Raw genomic sequence first — 17329 nt, 5'->3', positions numbered from 1 at the left:
CCCCCGCGGCTCCACGAGGCGAACCTCAGTGACTGCGCTGCGTGGGTACAGCCGTCACTTCCCGCTGCTGCCCTTCTCCCCGATGTGGAAGATCCGGTGGCTGTCGCGGTTCATGTCGACGACCAGCGTGGTCGTGCTGGACTGACCCCAGGTGAGGGTGATCACGGCCTCCGTGCGGGTGGCGGTGGTGCCGTTGTCGGTGACCTTCCAGGCGAGCGGCACGTTCTGGGCGCGCAGGACGCCGTTGGCGTGGTTCTCCTCCTCCCAAACGTTCAGTTCCTTCTGGAAGCCGGCGGTGAGGTAGTGGCTGCGCAGGGCATCCCCGAGGCCACCGCTGTCCTCGTCGATCATCGCGTCGATGTAGGCGCCGTAGAAGTCGGCGATGCGGGTGATGTCGTCGGACGGCTTGCCGCTGACGCTGCGCGGGGTCCCGGCGGAGGCCTGGACACCGACGCCGACGCTGAGGGCGACGGCGAGGACGCCGACGGTGAGGGCGGTACGGGTCTTGCTGTTCATGTCTGTTCTCCGTTTTCGGGTGATCGGGTGGTCGGGTGGTCGGGTGGTCGGGTGATCAGGTTGTGCGGTGGTCGTCGGTGCCGGGCCGGCCTCCCGCCCCCGTGCCGGGAGGCCCGCCCCCGGCGGCCTCCTCGGCCGAGTCCGTTCAGGGCGTCGGTGGTCGTTCCTTGCTCGAACGCCTTCGCCGAAGCGCCCTCGGAGCTGCCGAGTCGCACCGGTTCACGACCGTGTCGGCGCGGCCGTCCCGCCCGGTCGACAGCGAGGGGGCGTCGCCCGGTTCGGCCGGTCGGTCCGGCCCGGTCGGTGCGACACCGAGAGCATCGGCGGTCACCGGAGCACGGCGCAACGGCTGTCGCCCTTTTGGCGACGGTGGAACCATCCCAGCCCACCTGACGTGCAGGTATGTGAGTGCCTGGGATACCGGATCGCGGGCGGACGGCGGGGGAACGGCGTTGGTTCGGGACGATGTCGAGGCATTCGCGGCGCTGTTGCGCAGGCTGAAGGACCGCACGGACCGGAGCTACGGCTCCCTGGCCCGCCGCCTCAACATGAACACCTCCACGCTGCACCGGTACTGCGCGGGCGAGGCGGTTCCGCAGGACTTCGCGCCCGTGGAGCGCCTCGCGGCCTTCTGCGAGGCGACACCTCAGGAACGGCTCGAGCTGCACCGGCTGTGGTTGTCGGCGGTGGCGGCCCGGCAACGGGTGCGCACGGCCGGTTCGGCGGAGGCGGCGGTTTCGGCGCCGGTACCCGGGCCGGCGCCGGACGGGGTGCTCGACGAGGAGAGCAGTTCCGCGGAGCAGCCCGGGGACGATCCCGGCCCGGACGAGGCCGCCCCGTACGCGCCCGCCCCTTCTCCGGTTCCCCGCCGCCCCTGGTACCGCCGTCGACGGGTCCTGGTGCGCACCGCCGTCGCCTGCGCGCTGCTCGCCACTGTGGGCGGCGTGTTCGCCCTGCCGGACGACCGTTCCGTCGAGGCGGACACCTCCCGCTCCGCGGGCCCGCGGACGACCGCCCCCGGCTCACCCCGCCGCTCGGCGGAACCGTCGGCCACCGACGCCCCCTCCTCTTCCCGGAGACTCGCGTCGCCCGGCCTCCGGCAGCAGGCCCCCGACCCACCCGCCACCGGCAGCGGTCCCACCAGGGCCGCGAAGCCGGCCACCGGCCTGCCCCTCACCTGGAGCGCCGACTCCCAGGTGTGGGAGACGGGCTGCGACCACGACTACGTCATCGCCAAGCCGCCCGCGCTGGTTCCTCCGCCGCCGATGCAGCAGGACGCCGGGGTGTGGGCGGCGACACAGGGCGCGGTGCACGGGCGGCAGACGATGGTGCAGATCGCGGTGCAGGGGCGGTCGTCCACGGCCGTGGTCCTGGAGGCGCTCCGCGTCCGCGTCGTCAGCCGCGGCGACCCGGTCACCGGGAACGCGTACTCCACGGCCCAGGGCTGCGGCGGCGAGCTCGCACCCCGCCGCTTCACCGTGAACCTCGACGTCGACCGTCCCCTCGCCCGCCCGGAGGACGGCGCCGACCGCGGACGCACCATCTCGGCCGTGCACTTCCCGTACCGGGTCTCCGCCGAGGACCCGGAGGTGCTGCTGGTCGACGCGACGACCCAGACCCACGACGCCCGCTGGTACCTCGAACTCGACTGGTCCTCCCAGGGCCGCACCGGCACGGTCCGCATCGACGACCACGGCCGCCCGTTCCACACCACCGGCATCAAGGGAAAGCCGCACTACTGGTACGGCAGGAACCCCGCGGGCGAGCGCGCCTGGGTCCCGTACGACGGCTAGCACCCCGGCGGCGGTCCGCTATCGAGCCTGGTCGGAGTGGCGCGGCGGATGGCGGGTGCCCCGGTTCCTCAAGGTCGAGTCCGCGTTCGGAAGGGTACGTCTGGATCTTTCCCGGGCGGTCATCGAGCATCCCGTCATCGGCATCGAGCCGCACCTCGGCACCGGCAGGGCCAGGATCACGGTGCCTGGCGACGCGGTCGTTGACGTCGAGGGTTCGCGCACCGGTCGGAAGGACCTGCGCCACGAGGCCACACGGCGTTCCAGCCCGAGCGAGCCGAGGATCCGGATCTCCGGGACCATGGGATGCGGTCGGCTGAGGATCCGCCACGCCCGACGTCGAGGCTCCATCCTGCACGGGGAACAGGCCGAACCTCGCGCCAGGGAGCGGCGACGGGGCACGGGCGATCACTCGTTCCCGGCGCGGGGACGGGTGCGGGCGGTGTGGCGAGGACGCGGTGTCAGGGCTGGTCGATCCGCGCGGCGGCCTCCTCCAGGTCGGCGACGGTCCCCGACATGATCGTCCGCACATGCCTGGTGACGTGCTCCACGGGCCAGTCCCACCAGGCCACGGCGAGGAGCCGGGCGATGTCCGCGGCGTCGTAACGGGTGCGGATGAGCCGGGCGGGGTTGCCGCCGACGATGCCGTAGTCGGGGACGTCGCCGGTGACCACGGCGCCGGCGGCGATGATCGCGCCGTTGCCGATGCGTACACCGGGCATGACCGTGGAGCCGTGGCCGAACCACACGTCGTTGCCGACGACCGTGTCGCCGCGGCCGGGCAGGTCGGTGATCAGGTCGAAGTGCTCTGCCCAGGAGCCGCCCATGGTGGGGAACGGGAAGGTGGAAGGACCGTCCATGCGGTGGTTGGCGCCGTTCATGATGAACCGGGTGCCCGTCCCCAGCGCGCAGTACTTGCCGATGACAAGCCGCTCCGGACCGTAGTGGTACAGGACGTTGCGCGTCTCGAACGCGGTCGGGTCGTCCGGATCGTCGTAGTAGGAGAAGTCACCGACCTCGATCAACGGCGACTTCACCAGCGGCTTCAGCAGAACCACGCGCGCGTGCTCGGGCATCGGGTGGAGCACGGTGGGGTCGGCGGGAACGAGCGGCATCGCGGAGGGGATTCCTCTCTGGTGAGCCTAGGGCGACAACTGTCGCGTTAAGATGCTGGCACAGCCCCGCTGCCTCGATCAAACCGGATACCGATTGCCGATGAGAGACCCACTGGACACGACGTCGGACCGCCGTCCGGGCGGTCGCACCGCCCGCGTCCGCGCCCAGGTTCTCGATGCGGTGCGCGCCGAACTCGCCGAGGGCGGTCACGAAGGACTCACGATGGAGGGTGTCGCCACGCGGGCCGGAGTGCACCGCGCCACGGTCTACCGGCGTTGGCGCGATGTCGGCGGCCTGCTCGTCGACGTCATCGACGCCGCTGGCGAGATCGACTGGCAGCCGCCGGACACCGGCTCGCTGCGCGGCGATCTGACCGCCCTCAACCAGGAGATCCACGACTCCCTGGTCCTGCGACCGTCGTTCGCCGTCGCCCTGATGGCCGCCTCGTTCCACTCCGAACAGGCCGCGCGGGCGCAGACGCGGTTGTGGACGGACCGGTACGCCCAGTGCGAGATCCTCGTCGAGCGCGCCACCGAGCGCGGTGAACTCCCCGCACGGCACACGGACGCGCGGAGCCTGCTGATCGCCGCCACGGCGCCGCTCTACCACCAGCTGGTCCTCCTGCGCGCCGATCCGGATCCGCAGCTCCCGGAACGGGCCGCGGAGGCGGCGGTCCTGGCGGCCGCCGCGGGCGCCTTCTCCGTCCGTCGGGAAGAGAGCGTGTGATCGAGGAGGCAGGTAGCGAACGCGGGCGCGGTCAGGAGCGCGACAAGACCTGGATCACGGTCCGGCAGGAGGCCGGCCCCGGGCGCGCGGCGGTGCAGCGCCTCTTCCTGCCCGGTTCTCCGCCGCCGGTTCCCGCACCGGCAGTCGACTTGGCCGACAGGCCGAGCGGACCGTTGTGGAAGTAGGTGCCGCCGAGTCGGATGCGTTGCCGTCGCCCTCCCCATCGGCCGGACTATGATGCGGCCCCGGGCCTCCAGAATCCTCGGAGAAGACGCATGAGCGATGTGAGCACCGGCACCGGCAAAGTGGTCGTGAACAGGGCGATGTCGCTGGACGGGTTCATCGCCGGTCCTGGCCACGCGATGGACTGGATCGCCGAGTACCTGACTGCGGACACGTTCCCGGAGGTCATGGCGGCCACGGGCGCCATGCTCGTCGGCCGGGGCACGTACGAGGTCGCCAAGCGTATGGCCGACCAGGACACCGCCTACGACGGGGGAGCACAGTTCGTCCTCACCCACGAGCCTCCCGCCGAGCCGGACCCCACCGTCACGTTCCTCACCTGTGACATCGAGGAAGCCGTTGCCACGGCCCGCGGCGCCGCGGGCGGCAAGAACCTGGAGATCCTCGGTGCCGACGTGGCCGCCCAGTGCCTGCGGCGCGGGCTCGTCGACGAGATCCTGGTGTACGTCCTACCGGTGCTGCTCGGCGACGGTGTCCGTTTCTCTCCGCCGAGCCTGGACAGGATCGGCCTGGAACCCGTCGGCAACACCCAGTCGGGCGCCGTCACGATGCTCCGCTTCCGCGTGCGAGAGTAGGCGCGGCGTCCAGTTGTCGACACCAGCACGTTCTGTCCGCGCCCGCCGGGGCGCTGTACGGACCGTCCCGTGACTGCCAGACCCCCGGGAGGGGCCATGTCAGTGGCTGGTGACAGGCTTGGCGGGTGTTGATCGAGGGATACGACGACGGCCCGTTGGACGCCGGGGAGTCACTACTGGCTCGCCCGGGCTTCTGGTCGAACTACCTATCGATGATCTGCGCTGGTGGAGCCGGCGCCGAGCGTCCCGTTCCGGAGTGGTTCGGCGAGGACGGTGCTGATGCCGATGCCTTGTCCGAGACCCTCTTCGATCCTGGACGCTGGCCGGTGCTCCGGGTCCCTGGTGCGGATGGCTCCGAAGTCGTGGTGGTCTTCCGCAACCTGGTCGGCGACTACGGCACCGACTTCCTGCTCATCCGTCCAGGCCGAAGCCATGCCCAGCGGATCGCCAGTTGGGAAGGGGAGCTCTCGGGGACCGGGCTGACATGGCGGGAACTGGTCCGCCTCGCCGACGACCCCGCACCACAAGCCGACGGCGTCGTCGAACCTGCCGCCCGCCTCCTGTTGCTCCTTCCACTTCTCGATGACCTGGAGGTGCCGGAGGAGGCGTCCGCACGGCTCAGTGCCGCCCTGACCGCAATGGGGCTGGCGCAAGACACAGCCCTGAGCACAACGGAGCGTCTGCTCACCGGCCTGGCCGGGAAAGCGTGGCACGATCCCGCGTGGGGCTCGCCCCTGAGCAGCTAGGGCTGCCGCGCGGGCCGCCGGTCACGAATGAGATGATCTCGTAGAACCGGTGGACCACACCGCGCACGGTGTCCTCGTCGGCCTGCACCAACTGGGCGACCACCGGCACACGGTTTCCGCCCCTCCTGGTCGGTCCGCGCACACGAACAGGCTCGGCCACCGCACATCCGGCGGTCGGATCGGACGTCACCGCCCATCCAACCGCCACACCCCCCGACCCGGCGCACCTACGCGGTCACAGCGGCCGGCCGGCCCCTAGTTAGGGCGTGTATCGAAAGTGGCTGGTTGTGACTCCGTGGCCTGTGCTTCCCTGCCGGAGTGAACATCGAGAATTCCGGGGTTGCTCTGGAGAGGCCAGGCCACTGGGTCCGGCGGAGGACAGATGGTGATGTCGAGAAGTGCGTGCGGGTTCTCGCGGAAGTCCATCAACGTGACGGTTACCCGGTGAACTGGCCTGACCAGCCTGATGAGTGGCTGTCGCACGCCTCCCTGTTGGGGGCCTGGGTCGCTGAACTCGGCGGCCGTGTCGTCGGCCATGTCAGCTTGTCCCGCAGCGGCGAAGGGGATCTGGCCCCCAGCTTGTGGAGCGACCGGAACGGGACGAGCAAGGACCTGACCGCGGTGGTCAGCCGGCTGTTCGTCGCCCCGCAGGCCAGGGGGTATGGAATCGGTGCACTGCTGATCGGCCAGGCCGTGGAGGAAGCACGAAGGCGTGGCCTGCACCCGGTGCTCGACGTCGTGGCGTCCGATGCCGCCGCGGCAGCCTTGTACGAGCGGCTGGGCTGGGAACTGATGGCCACGGTCGAGCAACGATGGAGCCCGTCTCAGCTGGTGGCCATCCACTGTTACGCGGCGGCATCGTGAGGTGGCTGGTCACAGCCACTCGTTGAAAGCGGCGACGAGAACGGTCGCCTCTTAGCGGACCGCGAGCTTGTCGTATCTCGTGGCCACGGCACGGTGTCTTTCGAGGCGGTTGATGCCGCACTCGACGGCGTGGCGCTCGCGGTAGTCGACCGGGTCGAACTTCGGCGGCCGGCCGCCGCGCGAGCCGCGTCTCTTGCGATTGCGGGCCTGGTCGGTCTTGTCCGGGATGGTGCAGCGGATCCCGCGCCGCCGCAGGTAGGCCCGGTTCTTGCGGGAGGCGCACGCCTTGTCGGCCCGGAGCCGCCGCGGCCGGGTGCGCGGTCGGCCCGGAGCCGCCTCGGCCGGGTGCGCGGTCGGCCCGGCCCGATCCTGGGAACCCGGACGCGGCCCAGGACGACCTCGAACTGCGGGGAGTCACCCCGCTGCCCGGCCGTGATGACGATCGACATGGGCTTCTGCCGCTGCTCGACGGCCAGGTGCAGCTTGGTCGTCAGGCCGCCGCGCGAGCGGCCGAGTCCATGGTCAGCGGGTTCGACGGCGACGCCGCCGGGTGGCTCCTTCTGCAGATCCCACCTTTGCGCGCCCCTGCGGCGCGTTGGTGGGCGCGGACGACGGTGGAGTCGACGTTGAGGTCCCAGGTGATCAGGTCCTTCGCGTCCGCCCGGGCCTGGAGGGCGCTGAAGATCCGCTGCCAGGTGCCGTTGCGCTGCCAGCAGCGGAACAGGTCGTACACCCGCCCCCAAGGCCCGTACTGCTCGGGCACGTCCCGCCATGGGATGCCGGTGCGGACCCGGAACCGTATGCCATCGATCAGCTGCCGCCGGGCCCATGTCGGCGGCCGGCCGGGCTTCTTGCCAAGGGGCAACCAGCGGCTCGAGCGCCGCCCATTGCTCGTCCGTCAGGTCTCCACGCGCCGCGAACCAAGATCATCTCACGCCAAGATCCACTTTCGATGCACGCCCCAGGACGCTCAGTCAATGCAGAACTCGTTGCCCTCGATGTCCAGCATCGGGATGCACGCGTCATTGCCGTCGTACAGCGTTCGCACGTGTACCGCGCCGAGCGGGAGCAGTCGCGCGCACTCTGCCTCAAGCGCGGCGAGGCGCTCTTCCCCTACGAGTCCGGTACCGACCCGCACATCGAGATGCAGCCGATTCTTCGCGGCCTTCCCTTCCGGAACGCGCTGGAAGAACAGTCGCGGGCCCACACCGGAGGGATCAACGCACGCGAACCATGCGTCCTGCTGCCCAGGTGGCAGCGAGCGCTTGAAATCGTCCCAGGTGGCGAACCCCTCCGGCGGCGGCGGGACGACGTACCCCAGCACCTCGCACCAGAAGCGAGCGAGACGCTCGGGTTCCGCGCAGTCGAAGGTGACTTGGAACTGCTTGGTCGATGACATCGGCGCACCCTACCGCGGAGGTTCCGTCACTCGTTTCCCCAGGCGGATCCGCATGCTGTCGGGAGGCCGTGCCCCAACTCCGCCGAGCCCGGGCCGGCTTGGACACCCGGTGATCGGTCCGAACGGCCCACGGGAACGACGCGGCCCTGGCGGCGTCGCTCACCGGCGGGGCCCGGGAGCCTGTCCCACCTACCACATGCCAAAGATCGGGACAGTCCCCAGCCCCGTCGGCAAACGTGGTCGGACCACCTCTGCCGGCGGTCCGCCGCGGCCGGGGCGGAGCCGAGTCCGGGGCCGGCGAGGCGGTCGCGGACCGTTGCCGGCGAGCGCCTCGTAGGCCGTTCCCGGGCTGCCGCGCGGGACGGGCATCACCACCGCCCTCCGGTTCCGAGCCCGCGAGACACCCGAGCGACCGTTCCGCTGGTTTTGGGGACCGGAGGGCCGGACCCGCACCCGTCACCCTCCGGCCGGTCGCCGCAGTGTCGGCCCCGCGGTCCACCCTCCGTCGACGGCCAGTTCGGCGCCGGTGATGTACGACGCCGCGTCCGACAGCAGGAAGGCGACGGCCGCCGCGACCTCCGGGGCTTCGCCGACCCGGCCCATGGGAGTGCGCGGGTACCTCCCCTCGCCCCGCTCGATGCCGACGTGGGCGGTCATCGGGGTGTAGGTCATGCCGGGGTGGACGGAGTTGACGCGGATCCGCGCGGTGCCCAGCTCCACGGCGGCGACCTTGGTCAGTCCGCGCACCCCCCACTTGGCGGCTCCGTAGCCGGCGGTCATGGCCAGGCCCATCAGGCCCGCCGCCGAGGAGATGTTGACGATCGAGCCGCCCGCGCCCTGCTTCATGAGCGGGACCACGGTGCGCATCCCGATGAAGACGCCGGTGAGGTCGATGTCCACGATCCGGCGGAAGTCCTCGACCGACTGCTCCTCGAGCAGGTGCGAACCACCCGAGATCCCGGCGTTGTTGACGAGGCCGTCGACCGCGCCGAACTCGGCGACCGTGTACCGCGCCACCCGCTGCCACTGCGCCTCGGAGGTGACGTCGTGCGGGACGAACCGGGCGGCGTCGCCGAGTTCGGCCGCGGTGCCGCGGCCTTCGTCCACCAGCACGTCGGTGAGCACCACACGGGCGCCGGCCCCGACCACCGCCCGGGCGGCCTCGGCGCCGAGTCCCCGTGCCCCGCCGGTGACGATCACCGTTCTGCCCCGGAGGTCCGTCATACGCCTCTCCCCTGTCCGGCCTGTCCACACGTCCACGGCGCCAGGACGGTACGTCCCCCGCGTCCGGGGGCGGAACCCGGTCCTCCCGCTGAGCGGGAGCGGGCGCTGTCCGTCCCTCCCCCGACGGGGGTATTACTGCTAGGCATATACCGAACCGAAACAACGAAGAGGAGTCGCCGTGAAGTTTTCGATGATCTTCGAGGCGCAGATCGCGGACCCGTCCCCCGAGCGGGAGCGTCAGGTCCTCCACGACTGCGTCGAACAGGCCGTCCTGGCGGAGGAGATGGGCTTCGACCGGATCTGGGCGGTCGAGCACCACGCGCTGACGCAGTACGCGCACATGAGCGCCTCCGAGGTGTTCCTCGCCTGGGTCGCGGCGAGGACGTCCCGCATCCGCATCGGCCACGGAGTGGTCACCATGCCCTTCGGCTACCAGCACCCGGTGCGGGTCGCCGAGCGCGCCGCCATGCTGGACGTCCTCTCGGGCGGCCGGGTCGACGTCGGCGCCGGCCGCGGCGCCACCCGGCAGGAGATGTCCATGTACGGGGTACGGCCCGAGGACACCTACCCGCAGATGGAGGAGGCGCTGCGGATCTTCAGCAGCGCCTGGCGCGAGGAGCGGTTCGAGTGGCACGGGTCGCTCGACATCGGTCCGGGGGCAGTCCTGCCCCGCCCGGTGCAGACCCCGCACCCGCCGCTGTTCATGGCCTGCAGCAAGCACGACACCCTCAGGCTCGCCGCCGAACTCGGCATCGGCGCGCTGGTGCTGGGCTTCGCCGGGGCCGACGACATCCGGGAGATGCGCACGATCTACGACGAGGCCATCGCCGGGCGCCGCGGCGACCGGTTCGTCTCCACCGAGGTCAACGACCACTTCTCCGCGCTGTGCCCGACGATCGTGCTGGACGACGCCGAACGGGCGTACCGCATCGGCACCCGCGGGCAGCGGTTCTTCGCCGAGTCCATCGCCCACTGGTACGGCAACGGCCCCGCGCCCACCGCGTACGACGAGGAAGAGGACCACGTGGCCGCCATGGAGCGCGACCGCGAGGTCCTGGTCGCCAAGCTGCACGAGGCGAACATCCCCGTCCGCCCGGCGGACACGGGCCAGTTCAACGCCGAGCACGCGTACGGCAGCGCCGAGACCGCCATCGCCTACGTCGACCGGCTGCGCCGGATCGGCGTGGACGAGGTCATGTGCCTGGTCCAGATGGGCACCGTCCCCCAGGAGGCGTGCGTGGAGACCATCCGGCAGTGGGGCGAGAAGGTCATCCCGCACTTCCGGGACCTGGAGAAGGAGCCGGCGGCATGACGGGGCGGCTGGAGGGCGGGACCGTCGTCGTCACCGGCGCCGGGCGCGGTCAGGGAGCCGCCGAGGCACGGCTGTTCGCGCGGGAAGGCGCACGGGTCGTGGTCACGGACGTACGGGAGGAGGAGGGCCGAGCGGTCGCGGAGGAGCTGGGCGACCGGGGACTGTTCGTGGCCCACGACGTGTCCGACGCGGCCGGCTGGCACCGCGTCGTCCGGGCGGCTCTCGACGTCTTCGGCCGGATCGACGCCCTGGTCAACAACGCGGCCCTGTGGCGCACCGCCCCGATCGAGGAGGACACCGAGGAGAACCTCCGGCGCCTGGTGGACGTGAACCTCGTCGGGCCGTTCCTCGGCATACGGGCCGTCGTCCCGGCGATGCGCGCGACCGGCGGCGGGTCCGTCGTCAACATCTCCTCCACCGCCGGCCTGGTCGGCATCGAGGGACACGCGTCCTACGGGGCCACGAAGTCCGCTCTGCGCGGACTGACCAGGTCCGCCGCCCTGGACCTGGCCCCGCACGGCATCCGGGTCAACTCCGTCCATCCCGGTGCCATCGACACGCCCATGGTCGCGGGCACGCTCGGCCCGGACGCCGGGCGGCGCGACTGGCCGAACGTGCCGCTGCGGCGCATGGGCCGTCCGGAGGAGGTGGCGGAGCTGGTGCTGTTCCTGGTCTCGGACGCCTCGTCGTACGTCACCGGCGCCGAGTTCACCGTCGACGGGGGGCTGACGGCGAAATGACCGATCGCTGCGGTCCGCGTGCCAGGACCGATCCGCTGACCGTCCGGGCCCGGGAACTCGCCGACGCCATGTCGGCGGGGTTTCCCGATCCCGCCCTGGGCCCCGTCGAGCCGGCCGCGATCCGGCGGGCCTCACGCGCCGGCGCCGGGAGGCGACCCGTGCGCGAACTGCCGCGCGTCACCGACCGGTCCGTACCCGGGCCGGCGGGCGCCCCCGAGGTGCCGGTGCGGATCTACGAGCCGGTGGTCGCCCCGGCCGCCGCGCCTGCGGTGGTGGTCTTCTTCCACGGGGGCGGCTGGGTGCTGTGCGGCCTGGACTCGCATGACGGTCTCTGCCGCGAACTGGCCGCCCGTACGAACGCGGTGGTGGTCTCGGTGGACTTCCGTCTGGCACCGGAGCACCGTTTCCCGTCCGCCGCCGAGGACGCCTGGGCCGCCACCGCCTGGGTGGCGGCCCAGGCGGCCCGGCTGGGCTGGGACCCCGGGCGGCTGGCCGTCGCGGGCGACAGCAGCGGCGGCAACCTGGCGGCGGCGGTGGCCCTGATGGCACGGGACCGCGGCGGCCCGGCCCTGGCGGCGCAGTTGCTGGCGTACCCGGTCCTGGACCACCGGATGGCCACCGAGTCCTACCGCGCCTACGCGACGGGGTTCTTCCACACGACCGCGCACATGCGGTGGTACTGGGAGCAGTACCTGGGAGAGGAGGGAGACGGTTCGCACCCCTACGCCTCCCCCGGTCTCGCCGCGGACCTGGCCGGGGTGCCCCCGGCGGTGCTGGTGCTGCCGGAGTGCGATCCGCTGCGCGACGACGCCCTGGCCTACGCGGGACGCCTTGAGGCGGCGGGCGCCGCCCCACGGGTGCGGGTGTGGCCCGGCACCTTCCACGGCTTCCTCGGTCTGACGGGGCTGCTGCCGGAGGCGGACCGGGCGCTCGCCGAGGCGGCGCGCGATCTGCGGGCGGCGCTGGAGCCGCCCGGTGGGTGATCCCGCGCGCACCACGGCCGGGGGACGCCGGGCGCGTACCAGGTACTGCCCGGCCTCCCCCGCCGCTGATGGGGTCGGAGGGTCATGAGCGTGCGATGTGGTCGGCCGCCAGCCAGCCGAACGTCATGGCGGGACCGATGGTCGCGCCGGGGCCGGGGTAGGTCTCCCCCATGACGGCGGCGGAGACGTTGCCGGAGGCGTACAGGCCCTCGATCACCGTGCCGTCCTCCCGCAGCACCCGCGCGGTGGCGTCGGTGACCAGGCCGCCCTTGGTGCCGATGTCGCCGGGGTGGACCGGAACGGCGTAGAAGGGGCCCTTCCGCAGGGGCGCGAGGCTGGGGTTGGGCAGGGTGGGGTCGCCGTAGTAGCGGTCGTAGACGCTGTCGCCGCGGTGGAAGTCCTCGTCGCGGCCGGCGCGGGCGAAGCCGTTGAAGCGGTCCACGGTGGCGCGCAGCCGTTCGGGGGCCGCACCGATCAGCCCGGCCAGTTCCTCGACGGAAGGGGCCTGCTTGACGAAGCCGCTCCTCCGCCACGCCTTGGGGAACGGCTGCCCGGGGAAGAGACCGAGGAAGAGGTAGCGGGCCTTGGAGGCGGCGTCGAGGATCAGCCAGGACGGCACGGTGGACGCGCCGGGCCGGTCGGCCGCGTACATGGCGTCGACGAACTCATGGTAGGGCGCGGCCTCGTTGGCGTAGCGTTCGCCCGCCGCGTTCACGATCACCATGCCCGGGATGCCGCGGTCGGCGACGAGGAAGAACGGTCTGCCGCCGGGCGGCACCACGGACGGCGCGCCCCACACCCTGTCCATGAGGTCCACGGCGGCGCCGGCGGCGATGCCCAGTTCCAGGCCGTCGCCGGTCTGCCCCTCGGGGGCCGAGCTCCATTCGGCGCAGGTCGGCGACGGCAGGTACTTCTCGCGCAGTCGCTGCTGGTGCGAGAAGCCGCCGGAGGCGAGGACCACGCCTCCCCCGGCCCGTACGGTGACCTCGCGGCCGTCGCGCAGGACGCGGACGCCCGCGATCCGGCCGCCGTCGGCGACCAGGCCGGTCAGCGGGGCGTTCAGCCACAGCTCGCCGCCGAGCCGGTCGAGCGAGTACCGCATCCGGGCGACCAGCGCCTCGCCGAGCGCGAGCAGTTGACGGCCGGTGGCCAGGGCGCCCAGGGCGCGGACGCCGACCTTGAGGGAGGTCCGCTTGCCGGCCCAGGTGCGGGCGACCATGTTCAGGTGCCGGAAGTCCCTGGAGGTGATGGTGAGCCCGTAGGTGGGCAGCCCGGCGCGGCGCAGCGTCGCGCGCTGCTCGGGCGCGAGCCTGTTCAGGTCGAAGATTCCCGGTTCGACCGAGCGGCCCTGCGGGGAGCCGCCGAGCCGTTCCGGGTAGTAGTCGCTGTAGCCGGGGGTGTGGACGAACCGTACGGCGGTGCGGTCGTGGAACTCCCGCACCATGCGCGGCCCGTGGGCGAGGTAGGCGTCCTTGCGTTCGGCGGGGACGCGGTCGCCCACGGTGGCGTCCAGGTAGGCGCGGGCCTTCTCGGGGGTGTCGGCGAGGCCGGCGGCGTCCAGGTGGAAGTTGTTCGGCACCCAGATCGCACCGCCGGACAGAGCGGTCGTGCCGCCGTAGCGGTCGGTCTTCTCCACCACCAGGGCGGTCAGTCCGCGCAGCCGCGCGGTGAGGGCGGCGGCCATGCCGGCGGCGCCGGAGCCGGCCACCACCACGTCGTAGGTGTGGTCCCACTCGGTGCTCATGCGGTCCTCTTTCGTGGGGCGGGGGTTTCAGTGGGCGGTGACGCGGGCGTCGGTGAGGACCGGCGCGTCGTCGCGGTCCGCCGCGGTCGCCGTGAGCCGATACCCGTCCGGGGTGTCCCACACGCGCAGCCGCAGCGTCTCGCCGGGGAAGAAGACGCCGGCGAAGCGGGTGCGGCACTGTGCCACTCGGGTGGCGTCGCCGCCGAGCAGGTCGTCGGTGACGGCCTTGACCGCCATGCCGAAGGTGCACAGGCCATGCAGGACGGGGCGGTCGAAACCGGCGCGGCGGGCGGTGGCCGGGTCGGCGTGGAGCGGGTTCCAGTCTCCGGTGAGGCGGTAGAGCAGGGCCTGCTGACGCAGTGTCGGGATCTCCAGCACCAGGTCGGGATCGCGGTCCGGTGCGGGCAGGCGGTCGGAGGGGCCGCGGTCGCCGCCGAAGCCGCCCTCGCCGCGGACGAAGACCTGGTTGCGCTGGGTGAGCAGCGGTTCGCCGTCCTCGCCGAGGAGGACGGACTCCTGGACGACGACGGCGGCGCTGCCCTTGTCGTACACGGCCGGGATCCGGGTGAGTGTGGTCGCCCGGGCCGCCGCGGGCAGGGGGCGGTGCACGGTGATCTCCTGGCCGCCGTGCAGCACGGCGGCCAGGTCGATGTCCACGCCCGGTGCGTCGAAGACCTGGAAGCCCACTCCCCCGGTGCCCCCGGCCACCACGCCGAAGGTGGGCAGCACCCGCAGGCCCCGCTCGTGTCCTTCGTGGACGTAACGGAGTTCGCCCGGGTCGGTCTCGGGGACGCCCGCGCCCAGCGCCAGGTGGTACAGGCGTACGTCGCGGTCGTCCCAGACCGCGGCGGCGCGCACGGGCGGGGCGGAGGTGGCCTGGAAGGGGTCAATCGGCATGGGACGGGTTCCTCCGCGCTCGGCCGGCGGCGGTGCCGGCTCGTCGTCCGGTTCGCGGCTGACTCAGGTCGGGGCTGTGGTCAGGTCGAGGCTCTGGTCAGGTCGCGGCTCTGGTCAGGTCACGGCTGTGCTCAGGTCACGGCTGTGCTCAGGTCACGGCTGTGCTCAGTTCGAGAACGTGCCGGTGGCGTAGCGGCTGCGGAAGTAGAGCAGCGGGTGCCCGTCCTCCCGGGCGGCGAGATCGAGGACCTCGCCGGTGACGATGTGGTGGTCACCGGCCTCGTGGACGTCGGCCAGGCGGCAGTCCACGGTGGCCAGGGCGCCGTCGAGGCGGACGGTGCCGTGCCCGGTGACGCTCCAGGGCACGCCGGTGAACTTGTCGGGGCCGCTGCGGCCCAGTGCCGAGCAGGTGGCCTGCTGGTCCTCGGCGAGGATGTTCACACAGAAGCGGCCCGCGCGCTCGATCCTCGGCCAGCTCGTGGACGACCTGCCGACGGCCAGCATGACCAGCGGCGGGTCGAGGGAGAGGGAGGCGAAGGACTGGCAGGCGAAGCCGACGGGTTCGCCCGCGTCCAGTCCCGCGACCACCGTGATGCCGCTGGCGAAGCGGCCGAGGACGTCCCGGAAGACGGCCGGAGCGATGCGTGGTCCGTTCAGCCGTTCCACTGGTGGCCCCAGAAGCTGTCGGAGGTGATCTCCTTGGCCACCCAGGTGGCGGGGTCGACGATCAGGCCGTCCCAGCCGTACTCCACCTGGAAGCCGCCGGGAGCCTGGGCGTAGAAGGAGACCATGTGGTCGTTGGTGTGCCGGCCGAGGCTGGAGGCGATCGGGATGCCGGCCGCGTTCATGCGGTCCAGGCCGTGGCCGACGTCGTCGAGGGTCTCCAGCTCCACCATGAAGTGCACGATGCCGGGCGGCAGCGCGCCGGGGTACAGGCCCAGGCTGTGGTGGCGGCGGTTGGGGCTCAGGAAGTGCATCCAGTGGAAGTCGCGCTGCTCGGCCGCGGCCGGGACGGCCTGCGGGGGCAGCTTCATCGAGTCGCGGAGCTGGAAACCGAGCACGTTCTCGTAGAAGTCCAGTGCGGCGTCGATGTCCGGCACCGGCAGGACCACGTGACCGAGGCCGAGGTCGCCGGTGACGAAGCGGTTGCCGTAGGGGGTGCCGAGCGGGGTGTGGTCCTGGGCCTGGCCCCAGTAGAGCTCCAGCGGGTTGCCGCAGGGGTCGGTGACGTGGATCAGGCCGCGTACGCGGCGCTCGGCGAGTTCGGCGGCGTCGGCCTGCTTGACGGGGAAGCCGGCGTCCTCCAGCTCCCGGGCCGCCTCGTCGAGGGCGCGGGCGTTCGCCACCTCCCAGCCGGCCGCCAGCAGCCGGTCGCCGGCGCCGGCCTGCACGACGAGGCGCTGGACGCGGTCGTCCATGCGCAGGCGGAGGGTGTCCTCGGTGGTGCCGGACGCCTCCACCATCCCGAGCAGGTCGAGCGCGTAGGTGCGCCAGTCGGCGAGCCTGGTGGTCTCCAGGCGCAGGTAGCCGAGAGCACGGATGTCCATGGGTCACCTTTCGGGGGTCAGTGCGAGAAGAAGTCGAGGGCGAGGCGGTTGAACTCGTCGGCCTGCTCGGCCTGCGCCCAGTGGCCGCAGTGCGGGAAGACGTGCAGGCGGGCGTCGGGGATGGTCTTCAGCGCGACCAGCGCGCCGTCCAGGGGATTGACGCGGTCCTCGCGGCCCCAGGTGAGCAGCACGGGGTGGGTGATGCGGTGGGCCTCGCGCCAGAGCATCCAGTCCTCGGCCCAGGCGGGGTCGGCGAAGGCGGCCGCCATGCGGGCGGTGCCGAGCCGGGTGTCGGGGTCGGTCGCCGACGCCCAGCGCTCCTCGACCAGTTCGTCGGTGACGATCGACTGGTCGTACGCCATCACGCCGAGGAAGGCGCGCAGTCGCTCCTTGGTCGGCTGGGGTGCGGCGTTGAACTCGAAGAGCCGCCTGACGCCCTCGGTGGGGTCGGGGGCGAAGAGGTTCAGGGAGACGCCGCCGGGGCCCATCAGGAGCAGCTTGCCGACCTTTTCCGGGTGGTTGAGGGACATCCGGACGCTGGTGCCGCCGCCGAGGGAGTTGCCGACGAAGTGGGCGCGGGCGATGCCGAGTTCGTCCATCAGGGCGGCGACGGCGTCGGCGCTGTAGGTGAAGTAGTCCCGGTCGAGCTCGGGCTTGTCCGAGCGTCCGAAGCAGGGCTGGTCGACGAGGAGGGTGCGGAAGCGTTCGGCGAAGACGGGAAGGTTGCGGCCGAAGTTGGACCAGGCGGAGGCGCCGGGGCCGCCGCCGTGCAGCATGATCACGACCGGGGCGGCGGCGTCGGCCGCCGATGTCCGCGTCCGGGGGGCCGCCTCGTGGTAGTGCAGGGTGAGTCCCGCTGCCTTCACGGTGCGGGAGGTCGATTCCCGGGTCGGTTCCTCTGTCATCT

General features: G+C 72.1%; 18 protein-coding genes and 3 pseudogenes. 10 read left to right on the top strand and 11 right to left on the bottom strand.

From position 1 onward, the window contains the following. Window positions 1-54 precede the first annotated feature (54 nt). Window positions 55-516: a hypothetical protein gene (locus ACF061_RS24245; protein ID WP_392269052.1), complete on the bottom strand. Its 462-nt coding sequence runs from the start codon at window positions 514-516 to the stop codon at window positions 55-57. Between the two features lie 452 nt (window positions 517-968). Here ACF061_RS24245 and ACF061_RS24240 point away from each other — a divergent pair, with 452 nt between their 5' ends. Next, the gene (locus tag ACF061_RS24240) at window positions 969-2309 is read left to right on the top strand and encodes a helix-turn-helix domain-containing protein (RefSeq protein ID WP_392269051.1); all 1341 of its coding nucleotides are present in this window, start codon (window positions 969-971) and stop codon (window positions 2307-2309) included. Then, window positions 2278-2646: pseudogene (locus ACF061_RS24235) on the top strand (hypothetical protein); the annotation flags it as partial. The gene ACF061_RS24240 and the pseudogene ACF061_RS24235, both read left to right, overlap by 32 nt. A 121-nt stretch (window positions 2647-2767) precedes the next feature. Here ACF061_RS24235 and ACF061_RS24230 read toward each other — a convergent pair. Further along, the gene (locus ACF061_RS24230) at window positions 2768-3421 is read right to left on the bottom strand and encodes a CatB-related O-acetyltransferase (protein WP_392269050.1); all 654 of its coding nucleotides are present in this window, start codon (window positions 3419-3421) and stop codon (window positions 2768-2770) included. Between the two features lie 100 nt (window positions 3422-3521). Between ACF061_RS24230 and ACF061_RS24225 the strand changes: the two genes are divergently transcribed. The 4 genes from ACF061_RS24225 to ACF061_RS24210 all read left to right on the top strand — a co-directional run bounded on the left by ACF061_RS24225 (window position 3522) and on the right by ACF061_RS24210 (window position 5712). Continuing rightward, the gene (locus tag ACF061_RS24225) at window positions 3522-4148 is read left to right on the top strand and encodes a TetR/AcrR family transcriptional regulator (protein WP_392269049.1); all 627 of its coding nucleotides are present in this window, start codon (window positions 3522-3524) and stop codon (window positions 4146-4148) included. Beyond that, on the top strand, window positions 4145-4333 hold the full coding sequence (locus ACF061_RS24220; RefSeq protein ID WP_392269048.1) for a hypothetical protein: 189 nt from the start codon (window positions 4145-4147) through the stop codon (window positions 4331-4333). The genes ACF061_RS24225 and ACF061_RS24220 overlap by 4 nt, the downstream gene beginning before the upstream one ends. Window positions 4334-4423: 90 nt before the next feature. Then, window positions 4424-4966, top strand: coding sequence for a dihydrofolate reductase family protein (locus ACF061_RS24215; RefSeq protein ID WP_392269047.1), 543 nt, complete (start codon window positions 4424-4426; stop codon window positions 4964-4966). A 125-nt stretch (window positions 4967-5091) separates the two neighbouring features. Next, a complete protein-coding gene (locus ACF061_RS24210; RefSeq protein WP_392269046.1) occupies window positions 5092-5712 on the top strand; it encodes a hypothetical protein in 621 nt (206 codons plus the stop codon). Between the two features lie 34 nt (window positions 5713-5746). On the opposite strand, the pseudogene ACF061_RS24205 reads toward ACF061_RS24210, so the two are convergent. Further along, window positions 5747-5872 (bottom strand): annotated as a pseudogene (locus ACF061_RS24205) (IS630 family transposase); the annotation flags it as partial. 158 nt (window positions 5873-6030) lie between these two features. Here ACF061_RS24205 and ACF061_RS24200 point away from each other — a divergent pair. After that, the gene (locus ACF061_RS24200; RefSeq protein ID WP_392269045.1) at window positions 6031-6576 is read left to right on the top strand and encodes a GNAT family N-acetyltransferase; all 546 of its coding nucleotides are present in this window, start codon (window positions 6031-6033) and stop codon (window positions 6574-6576) included. Between the two features lie 51 nt (window positions 6577-6627). Here ACF061_RS24200 and ACF061_RS24195 read toward each other — a convergent pair. The 3 genes and pseudogenes from ACF061_RS24195 to ACF061_RS24185 form a co-directional block, all read right to left on the bottom strand. Continuing rightward, window positions 6628-7478, bottom strand: a pseudogene (locus ACF061_RS24195) (IS5 family transposase). Window positions 7479-7546: 68 nt separating this feature from the next. Next, window positions 7547-7975: a VOC family protein gene (locus tag ACF061_RS24190; protein WP_392269044.1), complete on the bottom strand. Its 429-nt coding sequence runs from the start codon at window positions 7973-7975 to the stop codon at window positions 7547-7549. 456 nt (window positions 7976-8431) lie between these two features. Continuing rightward, the gene (locus ACF061_RS24185; RefSeq protein WP_392269043.1) at window positions 8432-9199 is read right to left on the bottom strand and encodes a glucose 1-dehydrogenase; all 768 of its coding nucleotides are present in this window, start codon (window positions 9197-9199) and stop codon (window positions 8432-8434) included. 178 nt (window positions 9200-9377) lie between these two features. Between ACF061_RS24185 and ACF061_RS24180 the strand changes: the two genes are divergently transcribed. From ACF061_RS24180 to ACF061_RS24170, 3 genes are read left to right on the top strand one after another with little or no spacing between them, the layout of a single operon-like run. After that, window positions 9378-10511 carry an LLM class flavin-dependent oxidoreductase gene (locus tag ACF061_RS24180; protein WP_392269042.1) on the top strand — a complete coding sequence of 378 codons (1134 nt, stop codon included), beginning with the start codon at window positions 9378-9380 and terminating at the stop codon, window positions 10509-10511. After that, a complete protein-coding gene (locus ACF061_RS24175) occupies window positions 10508-11251 on the top strand; it encodes a glucose 1-dehydrogenase (RefSeq protein WP_392269041.1) in 744 nt (247 codons plus the stop codon). The genes ACF061_RS24180 and ACF061_RS24175 overlap by 4 nt, the downstream gene beginning before the upstream one ends. Next, window positions 11248-12234: an alpha/beta hydrolase gene (locus ACF061_RS24170; RefSeq protein ID WP_392269040.1), complete on the top strand. Its 987-nt coding sequence runs from the start codon at window positions 11248-11250 to the stop codon at window positions 12232-12234. The genes ACF061_RS24175 and ACF061_RS24170 overlap by 4 nt, the downstream gene beginning before the upstream one ends. 82 nt (window positions 12235-12316) lie before the next feature. Here ACF061_RS24170 and ACF061_RS24165 read toward each other — a convergent pair whose 3' ends face one another. The 5 genes from ACF061_RS24165 to hsaD form a co-directional block, all read right to left on the bottom strand. Further along, window positions 12317-13978 (bottom strand): FAD-dependent oxidoreductase, encoded by a 1662-nt coding sequence (locus tag ACF061_RS24165; protein ID WP_392269039.1) that lies wholly within the window; start codon window positions 13976-13978, stop codon window positions 12317-12319. A gap of 27 nt (window positions 13979-14005) precedes the next feature. Next, window positions 14006-14875 (bottom strand): MaoC/PaaZ C-terminal domain-containing protein, encoded by an 870-nt coding sequence (locus tag ACF061_RS24160; RefSeq protein ID WP_392269038.1) that lies wholly within the window; start codon window positions 14873-14875, stop codon window positions 14006-14008. A 165-nt stretch (window positions 14876-15040) separates the two neighbouring features. Continuing rightward, window positions 15041-15541 carry a flavin reductase family protein gene (locus ACF061_RS24155; RefSeq protein WP_392269037.1) on the bottom strand — a complete coding sequence of 167 codons (501 nt, stop codon included), beginning with the start codon at window positions 15539-15541 and terminating at the stop codon, window positions 15041-15043. Beyond that, window positions 15529-16422, bottom strand: a complete 894-nt coding sequence (locus ACF061_RS24150) for a VOC family protein (RefSeq protein ID WP_392269036.1) — start codon at window positions 16420-16422, stop codon at window positions 15529-15531. The genes ACF061_RS24155 and ACF061_RS24150 overlap by 13 nt, the downstream gene beginning before the upstream one ends. Window positions 16423-16439: 17 nt before the next feature. Continuing rightward, window positions 16440-17327, bottom strand: coding sequence for a 4,5:9,10-diseco-3-hydroxy-5,9,17-trioxoandrosta-1(10),2-diene-4-oate hydrolase (gene hsaD, locus ACF061_RS24145; protein ID WP_392269035.1), 888 nt, complete (start codon window positions 17325-17327; stop codon window positions 16440-16442). Between the last annotated feature and the right edge of the window lie 2 nt (window positions 17328-17329).

This window comes from Streptomyces sp. NPDC015220 (genome assembly GCF_043079345.1).
Classification (GTDB): Bacteria; Actinomycetota; Actinomycetes; order Streptomycetales; family Streptomycetaceae; genus Streptomyces.
This window is presented reverse-complemented; position numbering and strand designations above follow the sequence as displayed.